17 protein-coding genes are annotated in these 16756 nt (G+C 64.7%); 6 read left to right on the plus strand and 11 right to left on the minus strand.

The window, feature by feature from the left end:
• Nucleotides 1–11 precede the first annotated feature (11 nt).
• From JOD97_RS24420 to JOD97_RS24460, 9 genes are all read right to left on the minus strand, one after another.
• Complete coding sequence (locus JOD97_RS24420; protein ID WP_209724374.1) at nt 12–1064, minus strand: DUF2278 family protein; 1053 nt, start codon at nt 1062–1064, stop codon at nt 12–14.
• Nucleotides 1065–1389: 325 nt separating this feature from the next.
• The gene (gene rng, locus JOD97_RS24425; RefSeq protein WP_209724376.1) at nt 1390–2856 is read right to left on the minus strand and encodes a ribonuclease G; all 1467 of its coding nucleotides are present in this window, start codon (nt 2854–2856) and stop codon (nt 1390–1392) included.
• 153 nt (nt 2857–3009) lie between these two features.
• Nucleotides 3010–3630 carry a nucleoside triphosphate pyrophosphatase gene (locus JOD97_RS24430; RefSeq protein WP_209724378.1) on the minus strand — a complete coding sequence of 207 codons (621 nt, stop codon included), beginning with the start codon at nt 3628–3630 and terminating at the stop codon, nt 3010–3012.
• A gap of 20 nt (nt 3631–3650) precedes the next feature.
• The gene (gene rlmH / locus JOD97_RS24435) at nt 3651–4121 is read right to left on the minus strand and encodes a 23S rRNA (pseudouridine(1915)-N(3))-methyltransferase RlmH (RefSeq protein WP_020701344.1); all 471 of its coding nucleotides are present in this window, start codon (nt 4119–4121) and stop codon (nt 3651–3653) included.
• Nucleotides 4122–4127: 6 nt separating this feature from the next.
• Complete coding sequence (gene rsfS / locus JOD97_RS24440) at nt 4128–4820, minus strand: ribosome silencing factor (protein ID WP_209724380.1); 693 nt, start codon at nt 4818–4820, stop codon at nt 4128–4130.
• Nucleotides 4821–5480: a nicotinate-nucleotide adenylyltransferase gene (locus JOD97_RS24445; RefSeq protein ID WP_209724382.1), complete on the minus strand. Its 660-nt coding sequence runs from the start codon at nt 5478–5480 to the stop codon at nt 4821–4823.
• 8 nt (nt 5481–5488) lie between these two features.
• Nucleotides 5489–6403 (minus strand): oxygen-dependent coproporphyrinogen oxidase, encoded by a 915-nt coding sequence (gene hemF / locus JOD97_RS24450; protein WP_209724384.1) that lies wholly within the window; start codon nt 6401–6403, stop codon nt 5489–5491.
• Between the two features lie 167 nt (nt 6404–6570).
• Entirely contained in the window at nt 6571–7839 is a 1269-nt protein-coding gene (gene purD / locus JOD97_RS24455) for a phosphoribosylamine--glycine ligase (protein WP_209724386.1), read from the minus strand.
• Between the two features lie 6 nt (nt 7840–7845).
• Nucleotides 7846–8571, minus strand: coding sequence for a YebC/PmpR family DNA-binding transcriptional regulator (locus JOD97_RS24460; protein ID WP_209724388.1), 726 nt, complete (start codon nt 8569–8571; stop codon nt 7846–7848).
• A 136-nt stretch (nt 8572–8707) separates the two neighbouring features.
• Between JOD97_RS24460 and JOD97_RS24465 the strand changes: the two genes are divergently transcribed.
• Both JOD97_RS24465 and JOD97_RS24470 read left to right on the plus strand, forming a co-directional pair.
• A complete protein-coding gene (locus JOD97_RS24465) occupies nt 8708–9634 on the plus strand; it encodes a DMT family transporter (protein ID WP_209724390.1) in 927 nt (308 codons plus the stop codon).
• A gap of 23 nt (nt 9635–9657) precedes the next feature.
• Complete coding sequence (locus JOD97_RS24470) at nt 9658–10044, plus strand: methylglyoxal synthase (protein WP_209724393.1); 387 nt, start codon at nt 9658–9660, stop codon at nt 10042–10044.
• A gap of 117 nt (nt 10045–10161) precedes the next feature.
• Here JOD97_RS24470 and JOD97_RS24475 read toward each other — a convergent pair whose 3' ends face one another.
• Nucleotides 10162–10572, minus strand: coding sequence for a hypothetical protein (locus tag JOD97_RS24475; RefSeq protein WP_209724395.1), 411 nt, complete (start codon nt 10570–10572; stop codon nt 10162–10164).
• A 493-nt stretch (nt 10573–11065) separates the two neighbouring features.
• On the opposite strand from JOD97_RS24475, the gene JOD97_RS24480 reads away from it, so the two are divergent.
• The 3 genes from JOD97_RS24480 (at nt 11066) to JOD97_RS24490 (ending at nt 12840) form a co-directional block, all read left to right on the plus strand.
• The gene (locus JOD97_RS24480; protein ID WP_209724397.1) at nt 11066–12040 is read left to right on the plus strand and encodes a quinone oxidoreductase; all 975 of its coding nucleotides are present in this window, start codon (nt 11066–11068) and stop codon (nt 12038–12040) included.
• Nucleotides 12037–12534 carry a DUF6328 family protein gene (locus JOD97_RS24485; RefSeq protein ID WP_209724398.1) on the plus strand — a complete coding sequence of 166 codons (498 nt, stop codon included), beginning with the start codon at nt 12037–12039 and terminating at the stop codon, nt 12532–12534. The genes JOD97_RS24480 and JOD97_RS24485 overlap by 4 nt, the downstream gene beginning before the upstream one ends.
• A gap of 126 nt (nt 12535–12660) precedes the next feature.
• Complete coding sequence (locus tag JOD97_RS24490; RefSeq protein WP_209724400.1) at nt 12661–12840, plus strand: CsbD family protein; 180 nt, start codon at nt 12661–12663, stop codon at nt 12838–12840.
• A gap of 294 nt (nt 12841–13134) precedes the next feature.
• On the opposite strand, the gene JOD97_RS24495 is transcribed toward JOD97_RS24490, so the two are convergent.
• Nucleotides 13135–13842 carry a DUF4136 domain-containing protein gene (locus JOD97_RS24495; protein WP_209724402.1) on the minus strand — a complete coding sequence of 236 codons (708 nt, stop codon included), beginning with the start codon at nt 13840–13842 and terminating at the stop codon, nt 13135–13137.
• A gap of 219 nt (nt 13843–14061) precedes the next feature.
• On the opposite strand from JOD97_RS24495, the gene pepN reads away from it, so the two are divergent.
• On the plus strand, nt 14062–16728 hold the full coding sequence (pepN, locus tag JOD97_RS24500; protein WP_209724404.1) for an aminopeptidase N: 2667 nt from the start codon (nt 14062–14064) through the stop codon (nt 16726–16728).
• The last annotated feature ends 28 nt before the right edge of the window (nt 16729–16756 follow it).

A 16756-nucleotide genomic window follows, 5' to 3' on the forward strand; every position in this document is an offset into this window, starting at 1 on the left:
CCCCGTGCGGCTTAGAACTTCAGCGAGTAGCCCGGATTGGAGGCGTCGGCCTTGGTGTAGCTGACGCCATCGACCCGCAGTCCGTCGGCGTTGAGCAGCGTGATGATGCCGCCCCTGTTGGGCAGCACCACCGGCGCGGCCAGGGTCACGCGCAGGGTCTCGCCGGCGCCGATGGTGCCCGACAGCGGCATCGCGTGCTTGTCGCGGTCGAGCAGCTTCCAGCCCGCCAGATTGACGGCCTGCGGCGTGCGGTTGAGCAGGGTGACCGTTTCCACCTCGGGCGAGCGCACCGGGTTGACCAGCGCGGCGACGATGCGCAGCGCGCCGTCCGGCGCCTCGGGCGTAGGCAGGCCGCCCGGCTCGAACGGGTCGGACGGGGTGGGCTGGTCGCCCGGCGGCCCGCTGACGCCGCCCTCGATGCGGTGGCCGGTCTGGTCGTCGCTGTGCCAGGTCTGCGACTGGAATTTGAGGAAGATGGCGACCCATTGGTTCTGGCCGGGGAAGTGCAGCAGCAGCCCGCCGTCCTGGTAGACGCCGTCGTCCTGTTGGAAGTCGGCGTCGTTGGCCTGGTTCATGTGGATGTCGTGCACGCCGTTGCCGGGGAGGAAGCCGAAGATCTTGTCCTTCTTGCCGGGCTCCGGCCCCCACCGCTCGCCGAACGCGTACAGCAGCGCGTTCTCGTCGCTCATGGCGCGCTGGATGTGCTGGTCGATCTTGTCGTTGAGGTCGTTGTCGGGGCCGTTGATGCTCAGCGGCAGCGGCACCATCTGGCGCGGATCGAACAGGTTGCCCCGGATGAAATCGAGCGCCGCGCCGGCCGGCTTGGACGGCAGCGCCGACCAGCCGACCGGCAGCTCGTCGAGGTGGGCCAGCAGCGGATGGTCGAAGTGGGCGTCGACCACGTACTCGACCTCGGACGGCGCCAGCTGCGACTTGACGTTGATGGCGATGCGGTAGTCGGTGGTGTCGTCGACGACGTGCACTTGGTAGTGGGCGTTTTGGCTGGAACCGAGCTGGCGATTGATCGGCCGCCCCTTGAGGACGCCGTAGTGGTGCAGTGGCATGTTGTTCTCCTGAAGATGGCAACGGGAGCGCTTTTTATCCTGCGGGCAAAGGGATGATAGCGGTCAATATAGCCGGTCGCCGCCAAAGTTCAAGCGGGCACATCATCAAAAAAACGGGTGCGGATTTGGAGGGATTACGCGCGGGCGGAGCCGCCAAGATGCACGGTGCAAGTCACGACGACAGGTCGTCAGCGTCGTCGACGATGGAGAGATAAGGGGTCATCGGAATCACGTAGGGCGGATTAGCGTAGCGTAATCCGCCAAGTGCCGTCGGCGGCTCATGGCGGATTACGGCGTTCCGCCTAATCCGCCCTACGTCATCAAGTCACATCAGGATGACGTCGTACTGCTCCTGATGGTACGCCGTCTCCACCTGCAGCGAGATCTTCTTGCCGATGAAGTCGCCCAGCATGGCCAGGTGCTGCGATTCCTCCTCGAGGAACATGTCGACCACCTCCTGCGAGGCGAGGATGCGGAACTCGCGCGGGTTGAACTGCTTGGCCTCGCGTAGCAGCTCGCGCAGGATCTCGTAGCAGATCGTGCGCGAGGTCTTGACCTGGCCCTTGCCGGCGCACGCGGGGCAGGGCTCGCACAGGATGTGCGCCAGCGATTCGCGCGTGCGCTTGCGCGTCATCTCCACCAGCCCGAGCGCCGAGAAGTTCGACACCGACACCTTGGTGCGGTCGCGCGACAGCGTCTTCTTCAACTCCTGCAGCACGGCGTTGCGGTGCTCGTTGTTCTCCATGTCGATGAAGTCGAGGATGATGATGCCGCCCAGGTTGCGCAGCCGCAGCTGGCGCGCGATCGCGTGCGCCGCCTCCAGGTTGGTCTTGAAGATGGTGTCGGCGAAATTGCGCCCGCCGACGAAGCCGCCGGTGTTGACGTCGATGGTGGTCATCGCCTCGGTCTGGTCGACGATCAGGTAGCCGCCCGATTTGAGGTCGACCCGCCGGCCCAGCGCCCGCAGGATCTCCTCCTCGACGCCGTACAGGTCGAACAGCGGCCGCTCGCCCGTGTAGTGCTGCAGGCGTGGCAGCACGCCCGGCGTGTAGGCCTTGCCGAATTCGACCAGGCTCAAATGGTTCTCGCGCGAGTCGACCTGGATGGTGGCCGTGTCGTCGTGGACGAAGTCGCGCAGCACGCGTTGCGCCAGGCTCAAATCCTGGTGCAGCAAGGTGGTGGCGGGTTTGGTTTTCGCCCCGAGCATGATCGCGCTCCAGGTCTTGCGCAGGTATTCGACGTCGGCGGCGATGTCGGAGTCCGACGCGTCCTCGGCCTGCGTGCGCACGATGTAGCCGCCTTTTTCGTCGGCCGGCAGCAGGCTTTGGAGCCGCGTGCGCAGCGCCTCGCGCTCGGCTTCCTTTTCGATCTTCTGCGAGATGCCGATGTGGGCGTCCTGCGGCAGGTACACCAGCATGCGGCCGGCGATGGAGATCTGCGTCGACAGGCGCGCGCCCTTGGTGCCGATCGGGTCCTTGATGACTTGCACCGTCAGCACCTGGCCGTCGAACAGGATTTTTTCGATCGGGGTGGGGGCGGCGTTCTGGCCGCCGTCGTGCGGGCGCGCCTCCCAGATGTCGGCCACGTGCAGGAAGGCGGCGCGTTCGAGGCCGATGTCGATGAAGGCCGATTGCATGCCGGGCAGCACCCGCACCACCTTGCCGGAGTAGACATTGCCCGCCAGGCCGCGGGTGAGCGTGCGCTCGATGTGCAGCTCCTGCACGGCGCCCTGCAAAATCAGGGCGACCCGGGTTTCCTGCGGGGTGATGTTGATCAGGATGTCTTCGTTCATGTGTCTCTCTGGCCGGTCAAACGGGGCGTTGCGCGGCTTCTGTGGCTGGTGAAAACTGATCATACACGAACCCGCACCGCAGCAAAAAGGGGTCGTACCCCACCCGGGGTACGACCCCTGCGTCCGGGTGCGGGTTGGCGATCAATCGGAGAGTTACGGCAGCGGCAAACCGGCCTGGCGCAGCAGTTGCGCCGTTTCGTACAGCGGCAGGCCCATGATGCCGGAGTGGCTGCCGGCGATGTGTTCGATGAATTGCGCCGCCGGACCCTGGATGCCGTAGCCGCCGGCCTTGTCGTACGGTTCGAGCGTGGCGCAGTAGGCGGCGATGGCCGCCGGCGACAGCACGCCGAAGCGCACCTCCGACACCTGCGTGATCTGGCCGGTGAAGTCGGCCGAATGGACGGCGATGGCGGTCAGCACCTGGTGGGTGCGGCCCGACAGCTGGGTGAGCATGGCGCTCGCCTCGGCGCGGTCGGCCGGCTTGCCGAGGATCTGGCCGTCGATGGTGACGGTGGTGTCGGCGGTGAGCACGGCGCGCGGCTTGAGGTGGCGGCGCTGCACCAGCTTGTAGCCGAAGGCGGCTTTTTCCTGCGCCACGCGGGCCACGTAGTCGAGCGGCGCCTCGCCCTCGATCACCTCCTCGGTGACGTCGGCGCCGCGCGGACCGTCGGCGCGCAGCAGCAGCAATTCAAAATCGATGCCGATCTGGCGCAGCAGTTCGCGCCGGCGCGGGCTTTTGGAGGCGAGGTAGATCTTCTTTTCGACCAGTTTCATGGGATGCTTCTTTAACGCCGTCAAACCCTATGGTAGGGGTGGTTCTGGGTGATCGACCAGGCGCGATACAGTTGCTCGGCCAACAATACCCGTACCATACCATGCGGCAGCGTCATACTGGAAATCCGAATCAAGCCTTCGGCGCGCGCCTTGAGCTCCGGATCGAGGCCGTCGGCGCCGCCGATCAGGAAGGCGGTGTCGCGCCCGTCCTGCTGCCAGGCTTCCAGCTGCTGCGACAAGCCGACCGAGGTCAGGTCCTTGCCACGTTCGTCGAGCGCGATGATCCGCACCGATTTGGGCAGCGCCGCCTCGATGCGTTCGCGTTCGAGCGCCATCGCGGTGGCGGCGGTCTTGCTGCCCGAACGGTCGACCGGCTTGATTTCCTTCAGTACGATCTTCAGTTCGGGCGGCATGCGCTTGGCGTATTCGGCGAAGCCGGTCTCGATCCAGGCCGGCATTTTATGGCCGACCGCAGCGATGATCAGCTGCATCGCAAATTATTCCGCGACTTTTTTGATGCGCTTGATGACGGTCTTGGCCGGCGCCTCGTCGGCTTTCGGCTTGGCGGCCTTCGGTGCTTTCGGCTTCGGCGGCAGGGCTTTCAGCGCTTCGGCCGAGGCGACCGCGCTCTTGCTCTTGCCGACTTTGATGGTCTTGCCGACCGGGACGGCGGCCTTCTTGGCGGCCGGCTTCTTCTCGGCGGCCGGTTTGGCGGCGGCGGCCTTGCGGGCCGGGGCCTTCTTCTCGATCACCGGCGAGGCGTCGACGGCTTTTTTGCCGGCGGCCAGGTGGCTGCTGACCTTCTTCGGCGCGTCCGCTTCCTCGCCTTCCTTGGTCGACTTGCGCTTGGCCGCGCCCAGCTTGACCGGCTTGTCGCCCCAGATCTCTTCCAGGCGGTAGTAGGCGCGGATCGGCGCCTGCATGATATGGACGATCATGTCGCCCAGGTCGACCAGCACCCATTCACCGGTGTCCTCGCCTTCCATGCCGTAGACGTCGCCGCCGGCGGCCTTGACCTTGTCGCGCACCGAGGCGGCCAGCGCCTTGGTTTGGCGGTTGGAGGTACCGGAGGCGATGGCGATGCGGTCGAACAGGCTGGTCAGGTGGGTGGTGTCGAACAAGGCGATGTCTTGGGCCTTGACGTCTTCGAGGGCGTCAACGACGAGGGATTGCAGTTTTTTGATGTCCATTTAGCTTTTGTAGAGATTATGTTGTTCAATATAGTCTAGCACTAGCGGCGGGATAAGCGAGTTTGCCTGTTCCCCCCGTTGTAATGCCGCACGTATTTCGGTGGCGGAGATATCCACCGCGAAGTCCTGTGCCAGATAAGTCAGACCGTGCGGCGTGTTGCGGATTTGTTCAGGCGTTCCCAAACGGCTGGAGAACGCCGCGGCGACCGCCGGCGGAAGGCCGGCGGCGCCTATGTCGAAGCCAGGGCGGGCCGCTACGCAGATGTGGGCGTAGTCGAACAGCGCCTGCCATTCATTCCAGGTGTCGAGCCGCTGCAGCTGGTCGGCGCCCATCACGAAGGCGATGCAGGCGTCCGGCCCCAGCTCGGCGCGCACCAGGCGCAGCGTGTCGATGGTGTAGGTCGGCAGTCCCTTGGCGGCGCGCTCGATTTCCTGCGGATCGATGACGACGTCGAACGGCTGGTCCCGGAAAGCGATGGCCACCATCTCGGCGCGCTGTTCCGGCGTCGCCTTGAGCATGGCCTTTTGCCACGGCAGGCCGGCCGGGATCACGCGCAGCTGGTCCACCTGCAGCAGCTTGGCGAAATAGGCGCCGAGGGCGATATGACCGTGGTGGACCGGATCGTAGCTGCCGCCCAGCAGTGCAACCCGCTGTGCCATGGCCTTTGTCACGCCGTCAGCCAGTCGCGGTGCGGCAGGAAGTCGGTGTACAGCGCCGCCTCCGGCGTGCCGTCCTCGGGTTCCCAGCGATAGCGCCATTTGACGATGGGCGGCATCGACATCAGGATCGCCTCGGTGCGGCCGCCCGACTGCAGGCCGAACAGGGTGCCGCGGTCGAACACCAGGTTGAATTCGACATAGCGGCCGCGCCGGTAGGCCTGGAAATCGCGTTCGCGCTCGCCGTACGGCGTGTCCTTGCGGCGCTCCAGGATCGGCAGGTAGGCCGTCAGGAACGCATTGCCGACGCTTTGCATCAGCGCGAAGCTGCGCTCGAAGCCTGCCTCGTTCAAATCGTCGAAGAAGATGCCGCCGACGCCGCGCGCCTCCTTGCGGTGCTTCAGGTAGAAATACTCGTCGCACCACTGCTTGTAGCGCGCGTGCAGGTCGTCGCCGAACGGCGCCAGCGCGTCGCGGCAGCTCCGGTGGAAGTGTTTGACGTCTTCCTTGTCGCCGTAATAGGGCGTCAGGTCCATGCCGCCGCCGAACCACCATGCCGGATCGCCGTTGACCGTGGTGGTGGTGAAGAAGCGCACGTTCATGTGCACCGTCGGCGCGTACGGATTGCGCGGATGGATCACCAGCGACACGCCCATCGCCTGCCACGGGTTGCCGCCCAAATCGGGGCGCGCCGCCGACGCCGACGGCGGCAGCTTGGCGCCCATCACGTGCGAGAAGTTGACGCCGCCACGCTCGATGACGTTGCCTTCCTCGAGCAGACGCGAAATGCCGCCGCCGCCCTCGGGACGGTCCCATTCGTCGCGCAGGAACGGTTTGCCGTCCAGCGCTTCGAGCGCCAGCACGATGCGATCCTGCAGATCGAGCAGGAAGGCCTTGACGGCTTGCGGATTGGGGGATGACAGCATGGTGCGGTGTGCGTTAAAAAAACCAAGGGTCGATTGTACCCTGATGCGGAGCTTTGGGATAGCTGCCGCTGATTTGGCGGTGTTTTCACCCCAGGCGGTGGGGGGGCGTACCCCGCGCGGGGTACGACCCCGGGGCGGGCCGCCGTGCGGGGTGAAAGCCCGCGTCCTTAATGCTTCAAACCGCGCCAGCCGATGTCGCGGCGGCACTGCATGCCGTCGAAGGAGATCTGGTCGACCACCTCGTAGGCCTGTTTTTGCGCCAGCTTGACGCTGTCGGCCAGGCCGACCACGCACAGCACGCGTCCGCCCGTGACCTGCAACTGGCCGCCCACTTCGGCGGTGCCGGCGTGGAAGGTCACCGATTCCGGCGTCTCGGCCGGGATGCCGTCGATGACCGCGCCCTTGAGCGGCGCGTCCGGGTAGCCGGCGGCGGCCAGCACCACGCCGACGGCGGTGCGGCGGTCCCATTCCAGTTCGACCGTGTCGAGCGTGCCGTTGACGGCGTGTTCCATCACCGTAACCAGGTCGGTCTTCAGGCGCGACATGATCGGCTGCGTCTCCGGGTCGCCCATGCGGCAGTTGAATTCGAGGGTGCGCGGATTGCCGGCGGCGTCGATCATCAGGCCGGCGTACAGGAAGCCGGTGAAGACGATGCCGTCCTTGGCCATGCCGGCGATGGTCGGGTTGATGATCTCGCGCATGACGCGCGCGTGCATGGCCGGCGTGACGATCGGCGCCGGCGAGTAGGCGCCCATGCCGCCGGTGTTCGGGCCTTCGTCGTTGTCCTTGAGGCGCTTGTGATCCTGGCTGGTGGCCAGCGGCAGCACGTGTTTGCCGTCGCACATGACGATGAAGCTCGCTTCCTCGCCGGCCAGGAATTCCTCGATGACGATGCGGGCGCCGGCGTCGCCGAAGCGGTTATCGGCCAGCATGTCGTCGACCGCTTGATGCGCTTCGTCGAGCGACATCGCCACCACCACGCCCTTGCCGGCGGCCAGGCCGTCGGCCTTGATGACGATCGGCGCGCCGTTGGCGTCGATGTAGGCGTGCGCCTGGGCCACGTCCGAGAAGGTCTGGTATTTGGCGGTCGGGATGCCGTGGCGCTGCATGAACGCCTTGGCGAAGTCCTTCGACGACTCCAGCTGCGCCGCTTCCTTGGTCGGGCCGAAGATCTTCAGGCCGCGGGCGCGGAACAGGTTGACGATGCCGCCGGCCAGCGGGGTTTCCGGGCCGACCACGGTCAGGCCGATGTGCTCCTGCTCGACGAAGTTCGCCAGTTCGTGCAGATCGGTGATGTTGACGTTGACCAGGCGCGAATCGCGCGCGGTGCCGCCGTTGCCGGGGGCGACGTAGACCATCTGGATGCGTTCCGATTGCGCCAATTTCCAGGCCAGCGCGTGTTCGCGGCCGCCGGAGCCGACTACCAATATTTTCATAAATCCTCAGTCTTCGATCAGCGTGTTGGAATAGACTTCCTGGACGTCGTCCAGCGCTTCCAACGCGTCCAGCAGTTTTTGCATCTTGACGGCGTTGTCGCCGGTGATGACGGTTTCGGTGGCCGGCTTCATGATGATCTCGGCCACTTCGGCCTTGAACCCGGCCGCTTCCAGCGCGTCCTTGACGGCGGCGAAGTCGTGCGGGCCGCACAGCACTTCGAAGCCGCCTTCGTCGTCGGCGACGACGTCCTCGGCGCCCGCTTCGAGCGCCACTTCCATCAGCGCGTCCTCGTTGGTGCCGGGCGCGAACAGGAACTGGCCGCAGTGCTTGAACATGAAGGCCACCGAGCCCTCGTTGCCCATGTTGCCGCCGTTTTTGTTGAAGGCGTTGCGGACCTCGGCCACGGTGCGCACGCGGTTGTCGGTCATGCAGTCGACGATGATGGCGGCGCCGCCGATGCCGTAGCCCTCGTAGCGGACTTCCTCGTAGGCCGCGCCGTCCTCGCCGCCGGTGCCGCGGGTGATCGCGCGTTGCACGTTATCCTTGGGCATATTGGCGTCGGCCGCCTTGTCCACGGCCAGGCGCAGGCGCGGATTGGTCTGGATGTCGCCGCCGCCCATGCGCGCGGCCACGGTGATTTCCTTGATCAGACGGGTCCAGATCTTGCCACGTTTGGCGTCGGTCGCGGCCTTTTTGTGCTTGATATTGGCCCATTTGCTGTGTCCAGCCATGTTCGGTCTTCCTTCGGCGCGGTGTGTTCGGTTGGTGATAGTCGTTGCTATGCGGTGAGGGCGGTATTTTACCATAACGCGGGGCGCCAAAAGCGCGCCCTCGGCGGCCGGGGCCGTTTGGCCTTACAATCGAGGGATGGACAAAAGCATAACGAATACCGGCCCCGAAGGGAGCTCCCCTCGCGCGGCCTACCTGGGCGGGCTGGGCATCGCCATCGGCGGCGCGGTGCTGTTCTCGACCAAGGCCGTCGTCGCCAAGCTGCTGTACCGCTATCACCTCGACGCCGTCACCGTGCTGGCGTTCCGCATGCTGTTTTCGCTACCGGTGTTCGCCGCCGTCGCCGTGTGGAAGATGCGCGCCGGCGCGCCGCTGTCGGCGGCCGACCGCTGGCGCCTGATCGGCCTGGGGCTGGTCGGCTACTACCTGTCGAGTTTTCTCGATTTCCTCGGGCTGCAGTACATCACGGTCGGCCTCGAGCGGCTGATCCTGTTCCTGACGCCGACCTTCGTGCTGTTGATCAGTTCGACCTTGCTCAAGCAGCACATCAGCGGCCGCCAGTGGCTGGCGCTGCTGACGTCCTACTGCGGCATCGTGTTGGTGTTCGTGCACGACCTGGGCAACGGCGGCGACAACGTGGCGCTGGGCGCGACGTTGGTGCTGGGATCGGCCGCCGCCTACGCCGTCTACCTGCTGCTGTCGGGCGAGATGGTCAAGCGCCTCGGCGCGCTGCGGCTGGTGTCGTACGCGATGTGCGTCTCGAGCGTGGCCTGCATCGCCCAGTTCCTGGTGCTGCGGCCGGCGTCGGCGCTGGTGCAGCCGATGGCGGTGTACGGCCTGTCGCTGGCCAACGGCATCTTTTGCACGGTGATGCCGGTGTTTATGACGATGGCCGCCGTCGAGCGCATCGGCGCCGGCGCCGCCTCGCAGGCGGGTATGATCGGCCCCGTGTCGACCTTGTTCCTGGGCGCGCTGCTGTTGGGCGAGTCCGTCACGTCCTGGCAATTGGCCGGCACCGCGCTGGTGATGGCCGGGATATATCTGCTGTCGAAAAGTAAGAAGTAAAACCCCATTGAATGGATGACCTTATGAAGACCCGCATCGCCCTGATTGCCCACGATAAGAAAAAAGACGACATGATCCTGCTGGCGGGCGAGTACCGCGCCTTCCTGTCGACCTGCACCTTGGTGGCCACCGGCACCACTGGCGGGCGCCTGATCAACGAGCTGGGGCTGGAGGTGGACCGCAAGCATTCGGGGCCGTTCGGCGGCGATTTGCAGATCGGCTCGATGCTGGTCGAGGGGCAGATCGATTGCGTGATCTTCCTGCGCGACCCGATGACGCCGCAGCCGCACGAGCCGGACATCAACGCGCTGGTGCGCGCGTGCGACGTGCACAACACGCCGTGCGCGACGAACGTGTCGTCGGCGCATCTGGTGTTGTCGCAGTTGCAGGCGCGCGCCGCGGCGGCCTGACTCTTGTTTCCGCGCGGCGCCGCCGGGGGCGGAGGGGCGATTGATGAGTGCGAAATATAGGGCGCGTCAGAGCGGTCGGGTCAGATCGAGCTGTTATCGTCGCCCGGCATGCGCCAGCTAATTGACGGGCTCAAAGTAAGGTTTGAATGCTTGCTGTATCTCAGGTGGGAGCAGCTGGAAGTCGATACGCTGGTTCGCGATTTCGGTACGCAAACGATCCGGGCCGCCGGTGGCACGCACCAGCCGGACCGCCAGATCACGGGCAAGTTGTTGCAGAACCTCGCGTGGAATTTGTTCAGGGTCGCGCACGTCGAAGGTTTCGCGTGCCTGATCGCCACGGCACTGTTTCCCTGCAACCTTATAGACACCGCCCTCGATAGGCTGAAAATACAGGCGCTGGCCAGGTTTTGGATGGCGGCGCTTCATATACCCGTGCGCGAGGTAATAAGTAGCTGAGGCATACTCTGTAACGCCGAAAATCCATTGACGTCCAGTCCAGGTTTCTGTGTCGGCCATCGGCGCGCACATGGCACGTATTTCCTCAGGCAGCGGCTCCAGTGTGATTCGAGCTAGCGGGAGCCGCAAGCCCAAGACGGGGTCTTGCACGAATTGCGGAGGAAGGTCGCTTTCCTGGGCGCTCGCACTGGCGCCCAGTATAGCGACTGCTAGGCACAGACTCTTAATAGCGGTAGACGGCATGGTTTGGCATCTTCCCCACTATGAGTATTGAAAAGCCAATCATAGCCAAGAAATAATGGTGTTGCTTTGCGGAAAAACAGGATATTGTTTTTTAAGAAAACTGAACTCGCTTAGCCATCTCTGCTCGCAGCGGTTCCGGCTACGGATTGGCTGCTGGACCTATTCCTGATCGAGTCGATGACGGATTGCCAGCTGTGCCATTGGTCGAGTCCCCCGATTTCACGCGCAGGGCGTGGAGGGCGTCGCTCGCCGCTCGAAGCAGTTGCGCGGCGCCACAGCATGAGGCGCGTTACACTCTGGATATTGTGTAACGGAGGCAGTGATGACCAAGGCAATTCGTATCAACCGCGTGGGCGGTCCGGAAGTGATGGAGCTGGTGGACGTGGACCTGGCGCCGCCCGGTCCCGGCGAGGCGCAGGTGCGCCATAGCGCCATCGGGCTCAATTTCATCGATGTCTACTTCCGCACCGGCCTGTATCCGCAGCCGCTGCCGGGCGGCCTGGGCATGGAGGGCGCCGGCACTGTGGAGGCGGTCGGCGAGGGCGTGACCGAGGTCAAGGTCGGCGACCGCGTGGCCTACGCCGGGCGCCCCAACGGCGCCTATGCCGAGGCGCGCAACATGCCGGCGTCGCAGTTGCTGGTGCTGCCGGAGAAAATCGGCTTCGACACCGCCGCCGCCATGATGCTGCAAGGCTTGACGGTGCAGTACCTGCTGCACCGCACCGTGCACCTGAAGGCGGGCGACACCATCCTGTTCCACGCCGCCGCCGGCGGGGTCGGGCTGATCGCCTGCCAGTGGGCCAAGGTGCTGGGCGTGACGGTGATCGGCACCGTCGGCTCGGACGAGAAGGCGGCGCTGGCGAGCGCGCACGGCGCCGACCACGTGATCAACTACAACCGCGAAAACTTCACCGAGCGGGTGCGCGAGATCACCGGCGGCAAGGGCGTGTGCGCGGTCTATGATTCGATCGGCAAGGACACCTTCTTCGCTTCGCTCGATTGCCTGGCGCCGCTGGGCACCATGGTCAGCTTCGGCAACGCGTCCGGACCGGTGCCGCCGTTTTCGCTCAGTGAACTGGCCAACCGCGGCTCGCTGTTCGTCACGCGGCCGTCGCTGGGCGCGTACATGGCTACGCGCGACGATCTGGAGGCGTCGGCCAAATCGCTGTTCGGCGTCGTCAACAGCGGCGCCGTCAAGGTCGACGTGCGCCAGCGCTACGACCTGGCCGACGTGGCCCAGGCGCACATCGATCTGGAGGCGCGCAAGACCACCGGCTCGACGATTTTAGTGCCATGAGCGGCAGTTTGTTCGAGGAGGACCGGCTCAAGGACCCGCGGCGCGGTGACGAGGAAGGGGACGACGACGGCGATTTCTCCGACATGCTCAGCGAGATGCGCATCCTGCTGCCGGGTGCGCAGATGCTGTCGGCCTTCCTGATCATCTTGCCGTTCAACGCCGGGTTCGCGCAGATCGACCATACCGAGAAGCTGCTGTTTCTGGCGACGTTTTTCCTGTCGCTGACCAGTTTGGTGTTATTGAGCGCGCCGGCGATCCAGCATCGGCTGATGCGGCCGTTGAAGGACCGGGCGCGCTTCAAGCGGGTGGCGACCAAGCAGATCGTCGCCGGCTCGTTCACGCTGGCGATCGCGCTGGTGCTGGGGACGGATCTGGTGATCTCGGAGGTGTTCGGGTCCACGGTGGGCATGGCGATGGCGGGCGTGATGGCGGCACTGGTCGCGGTCGCGTGGTGGCTGATGCCGATGTATTTGAAGCGGCACGCCGGGGTGTAGCGGACGCGCCGCCGAAAATCGGCAACGCCTGCTCGGTACGGAACCGTACAGATGAGCTAGCGTGGTTTGGCTATTCTGTCTCTCAAGCCAAGCCATACCGGTTTGCAACTACTCAGGAGCAACATCATGAACAAAGACCAAATCGAAGGTAAACTGAAAAACATCGGCGGCAAGATTCAAGAAGAAGTCGGCGACGTGATCGACTCGCCAGAGCAGGAAGCCAAAGGCCTGGGCAAACAAGTCGAAGGCAAGCTGCAAGAGAAAGTCGGCGATCTGAAAGAAGCCGCCCGCGTCGCCACCAAGTAATTGGTGAACGTCCCAGCAAAAAATGCGCTTCGGCGCATTTTTTGTTTCCGTCGCGGGCTTTTTCGCGTGGGCTGGCGTAGGGCGGATTAGCGCAGCGTAATCGGCCATGCATGCGTTATCGGCGGCTCATCGATGGCCGATTACGGCGTTCCGCCTAATCCGCCCGACGAAAACCGCTTCACTTCGCGGTATCAGATGTGCCGGCAATCCGTGAAGAACAAAAAACCCCATGTGCGCGCGCACATGGGGTTTTTTCAGGTGGGCCTCGGCGTGTGGTGAAACACGCCGGGCGGATTAGTTGGTCTTGCCCGGTGCGGGCTGGCCAGCCACCGTGGCCGGCGCCTCCACCGTCTGGGTGGTCGGCTCTATCTTCAAATCGACCCGGCGCGGCACGCCGCTCGGACCGGGGAAGCCGGTGAACGCGCTTTGCACCAGCGCCGGCATCACGTGCGGCGTGGCCTGGATCAGGCTGGTATTTTGCACCGTCACGTCATACAGCTTGCGGCCGGTCGTGGTGTTGATGGTGATGCGCAACTGGCGCTGGTACTGGTGCCGCACGCGTTCCTCGATCGTCATAGGGCCGTAGAAGAACGGATCGTAAAAATAGGGACGATAGCCCCAGCGCGAATAACCCCAGCGCGAATAGCCCCAGCCATAGCGGCCGTAGCCCGCCCCCCAGTACGGACCCATGAACGGGTCCTCGGCCTGCAACACGCGCACCGGATGGTCGATCGTCACGAATTTCATTCCCACGAGCAATTTCGGCTGTTGGCCGTCGGCGGTCTGGCGGAAGCCCAGTTTGGCCAGTTCATTGGCCACCAGCACCTGGTAGCTGCGGTATTCGAGCGTGTCGTCGGCGCCCTGCGGCGCTTCGAAGGCATAGGATTTGTCCTGCAGGTCGGCCGGCCAGTCGTTGAAGGCGGTGACGTCGCTGCGGATGGTGGTGGCGCAGCCGCTCAACAGCATGACGGCGGCAGTCGCCAGGATGGCGAGATATTTCATGATAGAGCCCTCTCAGGTCGGACGGTATATTCCAGTACTAAGTTTACGACGCGCATGCGGACGTTGCATGATTATTACAGATTGTTACGGCAGCGTGGAAACAAGCAACTTATTCGGGGCAACTTATCAGCTATGACACGGCGCCGGCCGGCGATTCACACGTCCGCTGGCGCTGGTGTTGGTAAAATAGGCTTTTGCCTACGTCCACCCAGAGCCCCCATGCGCACAGATAGCAGCCCAACGACGGTATACCGCAAAGATTACACCCCTCCAGCTTTCCTGGTCGATACGGTTGAACTTGGTTTCGACCTCGACCCGGACCGCACGGTGGTCGCCAACCGCGTGACGCTGCGGCACAACCCGGCGAGCCAGAGCCAGGACATCGTGTTGCACGGCGAAGAGATCGAACTGGTGCAGCTGCGCATGAACGGCAAGGCGCTGGCGCCGACCGAATACAAGCTCGACGGCTCGACCTTGACCATCAAAAAGGCCCCGGACAACGTGGTGCTGGAGATCGAAACGCTGTGCGCGCCGGTGCAAAACACCACGCTGTCCGGGCTGTACGTCTCGAACGGCAACTTCTTCACGCAATGCGAGGCCGAAGGCTTCCGCCGCATCACCTACTTCCCCGACCGTCCGGACGTGATGGCCAAGTACACCGTCATGCTGCGCGCCGACAAGGCCGCCTATCCGGTGCTGCTGTCGAACGGCAACCTGATCGAGGAGGGCGACCTGGGCGATGGCCGCCACTACGCCAAATGGGAAGACCCGTTCAAGAAGCCGTCCTACCTGTTCGCGCTGGTGGCCGCGCGCCTGGTGTGCCAGGAGGAGCAGTACACGCTCAAGTCCGGGCGCGAAGTGCTGCTGCAGGTGTGGGTGGAGGACGGCAACCTCGACAAGACCGACTACGCGATGCAGTCGCTGAAAAACTCGATCCGCTGGGACGAGGAGCGCTTCGGCCTGGAGCTGGACCTGGACCGCTTCATGATCGTCGCCGTGGGCGACTTCAACATGGGCGCGATGGAGAACAAGGGCCTCAACATTTTCAACACCAAGTTCGTGTTGGCCAACCCGCGCGTGGCCACCGACGTCGACTACGCCGGCATCGAGGCGGTGGTCGGCCACGAGTACTTCCACAACTGGACCGGCAACCGCGTCACGTGCCGCGACTGGTTCCAGCTGTCGCTCAAGGAAGGCCTGACCGTGTTCCGCGACCAGGAGTTCAGCGCCGACATGATCGGCACCGACAGCGGCCGCGCCGTCACCCGCATCGACCAGGTGCGCACCTTGCGCCAGGCCCAGTTCCCCGAGGACGCCGGCCCGATGGCGCACCCCGTGCGGCCGGACTCCTTCGTCGAGATCAACAACTTCTACACGGTGACCGTGTATGAAAAGGGCGCCGAGGTGGTGCGCATGTACCAAACCCTGGTGGGCCGCGACGGCTTCCGCAAGGGCATGGACTTGTACTTCAAGCGCCACGACGGCCAGGCTGTCGAATGCGACGACTTCCGCGCCGCCATGGCCGACGCCAACGGCCGCGACCTGCGCCAGTTCGAACGCTGGTACAGCCAGGCCGGCACGCCGGTGGTGACCGCGCGCACGCGCTACGACGCCGCCAAGCGCCACTTCGACATCATCCTCAGCCAGCGCTGCGCGCCGTCGGCCGGCCAGTCGGACAAGCTGCCGTTCCACATCCCGGTGGCGGTGGGCCTGCTGGGCGCCAACGGCAAGGATTTGCCGTTGACGCTCGAAGGCGGCAAGCACGCCAAGGGCGCCACCACGGTGGTGCTGGAGTTGACGGAGCAGGAGCAGATTTTCCGCTTCCGCCACGTCGACGAACGTCCGACGCCATCGATCCTGCGCGACTTCTCGGCGCCGGTGGTGCTCGAATACGACTACACCGACGCCGAACTGCTGCACCTGTTCAGCCATGACAGCGACCCGGTCAACCGCTGGGAAGCGGGCCAGCGCCTGGCGATGGCGCGCCTGCTCAAGCTGACAGCGCAAGTGGCGGCCGCCGGCGGCAGCGACGCCCACCTGAAGCTGGACGCCACCTTCATCAGCGCCCAGCGCACCGTGCTGACCGACGACACGCTCGACCCGGCCTTCCGCGAGCTGGCCCTGATCCTGCCGTCGGAAACCATCATCGCCGAGCAGGTGGACGTGGTCGATCCGCAGGCGATCCACACCGCGCGCCAGTTCATGCGCCGCACCATCGGCGCCGCGCTCAAGACCGAGCTGCTGGCGCAATACCACGCCAACCAGACGCCCGGCGACTACAGCCCGGACGCGCTGTCGGCCGGCAAGCGGGCCTTGAAGAATTTGTGCCTGTCGTACCTGATGGTGGCGCCGGACATTGCCGAGCTCAAACTCGCGCAGCAGCAGTTCGAAAAGGCCGGCAACATGACCGACCGCTCGGCCGCGCTGGTGGCGATGATCCACAGCGGCGCCGAGGCCGGCCCGTATCTGAAGAACTTCTACGAGGACTTCGAAGGCGAAGCGCTGGTCATCGACAAATGGTTCGCCATGCAGGCCGCCGCGCCGACCACCAACGTCGCCGCCGTGCGCCAATTGATGCAGCACCCGGCCTTCACGCTGAAGAATCCGAACCGCGCGCGCAGCCTGATCTTCAACTTCACCAGCGGCAACCCGTCGCAATTCCACGCCGCCGACGGCAGCGCCTACGAGTTCTGGGCCGAGTACGTGATCAAGCTTGACGCCATCAACCCACAGGTCGCGGCGCGGCTGGCGCGCGGCATGGACCGCTGGCGCCGCTACGCCCCGGCGCTGCAGGCCAAGATGAAGCGCGCGCTGGAGAAGGTCGCCGCCCGCGCCAAGCTCTCGAACGACGTGCTGGAAGTGGTGACCAAGGCGCTGGCCAACTAACAAACAATTTATACGATTTATATTTCAC

It is taken from the genome of Duganella sp. 1411 (genome assembly GCF_017833525.1).
Lineage (GTDB): Bacteria > Pseudomonadota > Gammaproteobacteria > Burkholderiales > Burkholderiaceae_D > Rugamonas.